Raw genomic sequence first — 2,028 nt, 5'->3', positions numbered from 1 at the left:
GCCTGCCGTGAAGTTAATGGATTTACTCAATTACTTCAACGTTTTGAGCGCAATATTTCCATCCTCGGCAGAAGCAGGCGCACCTTTGACAACTACAGCCGCCATATTGCAGCCATGGCGCTTCATTTTGGCTGCCTGCCTACAGAACTGGACGAAGAACAAATCAAAGATTATCTCTACGAGTTGCAACAGCGAAGCAAAACACCTTCGCAGACATACTTCAAACACACCGTTTACGGCCTTCGCTTTATGCTCAAAGGTGAAGGGCTTCCTTACAGTCATCTTCATCTTCCTTCCATCAAAAGAGAAAAAAAATTACCTACCGTACTCAGCAAAGCCGAAGTGTGGCGTATGCTTAAGACTGCCGCGCTGCTCAAACACAAAATACTCATTGGCTTGTTGTATGGATGCGGACTCAGGTGCATGGAAGTAAGAAGTGTAAGACTAAAAGACCTGGATTTTGATCGTAAGATGTTGCATGTCGTTCAGAGCAAAGGCCGCAAGGATCGCTATGTTCCCTTATCTGACCACCTGATCCGCGGGTTAAAAAAATATATTTCTGCCGAACGGCCGGCAGAGTGGCTGTTCAATGGTAAACCCGGTGAGCGTGCGGGCGGTGATTTTGATAGCCGCTACAGCCAGCGGGGCGTACAGTGGGCCGTGAACCGCATTGCCAAAGATGCGGGCATCACCAAAGAAGTAAGCGTGCATACGCTGCGTCATACCTATGCCTGTCACCTGCTGGAAGAAGGCATGAACATCGTAACGCTCAAAGAACTCATGGGCCATGCCAACATAGAAACGACGATGGAATACCTGCACGTCTGCCAGTTGGATGACCGTAAAATGTTCAGCCCCTTAGACAGCCTCTTTGCCCGATGCGCCCCGCCTGTGAAGTAGCCGATGTGTTGCAAAGGCTGGGCAGCCAAAGAGAACAGATGGGATTGAACACGCATCAGTTGAGGACACTTCGCGCCATAGAGATGTGCAGGACACCTATGCTCGGGGGCCACGTAGATGCCTGCGATACCTGTGGCCATATCAGCATCAGCTATAATAGCTGCAGAAACCGTCATTGTCCTAAATGCCAGGGACATAAACGCCAGGAGTGGATACAGCAAAGAGAACAGGATTTATTGCCCTGCACTTACTATCATGTGGTGTTCACATTGCCGCAGCAGCTCAATGCTCATGCCTTGCACCATCCGGCATTGATCTATGATGCACTGTTCAAAAGTGTATGGCAAACGATCCGGCAGTTTGGAAACAACAAAAACATCCACCTGGGAATGATTGCTGTATTGCACACCTGGGGGCAGAACCTGTCGCTTCATCCGCACCTGCATTGCATTGTGCCCGGTGGTGGCATAGACAAGAATGGTAAATGGCAAAAGCAGATTCGCAGTAATAAATATTTGTTTTCGGTAAAAGCCTTAAGCAAAGTGTTCCGGGCAAAGTATGTACAACAGTTGAGAGAGAATGGTATTGAGGATAAAGCGCTATTGGAAAGTCTGTTTCAAAGCGATTGGGTAGTGTATGCCAAACGGCCCTTTGGCGGCCCTGTGCAGGTGATAGAATACCTGGGAAGATACACGCACAAAGTGGCGATCAGCAATCACCGTTTGCAACAGGTGACGGATACGGGTGTTTCATTTACGTATAAGGATTACCGTGAGAGTGGAAAAAATAAGACGATGTCTTTAACCCACAGAGAATTTATCCGCCGCTTTGCACAGCACATACTGCCTTTGCGCTTTGTGCGCATCAGGTATTACGGCATTCTGAGCAGCACCTGGAAGCGTGGAAAATTGCAGGCATTGCAAAGCGAATTGAAAGTAAAAAGGCCAGAGACAAAAACAAAAACTTTACTCAGGAAATGCCCCTGTTGTAAAACCGGCACATTGATAACGATTGAAGTGTTTGGCAAGCGTGGCCCACCGAAGGAATTTCTTACGGAAAACCAACCTGTGCCTGTCCCGCTCTCATAGCGGGATGGGTAAGGGATTTTCTGTCCGCCAAAAATGAAAA

2 protein-coding genes are annotated in these 2,028 nt (G+C 48.2%); both read left to right on the top strand.

All coding sequences use genetic code 11. From position 1 onward, the window contains the following. Positions 1–900 (top strand): tyrosine-type recombinase/integrase (locus tag VN105_RS14835; protein ID WP_325642211.1); only part of this gene is annotated, 900 nt, incomplete at its 5' end. After that, positions 879–1,988: an IS91 family transposase gene (locus VN105_RS14830; RefSeq protein WP_325642209.1), complete on the top strand. Its 1,110-nt coding sequence runs from the start codon at positions 879–881 to the stop codon at positions 1,986–1,988. The genes VN105_RS14835 and VN105_RS14830, both read left to right, overlap by 22 nt. The last annotated feature ends 40 nt before the right edge of the window (positions 1,989–2,028 follow it).

Source organism: Chitinophaga sp. (assembly GCF_035564935.1).
GTDB lineage: Bacteria > Bacteroidota > Bacteroidia > Chitinophagales > Chitinophagaceae > Chitinophaga.
Note: the sequence above shows the minus strand (reverse complement) of the source record. Positions and strands in the feature narration are given on the sequence as shown.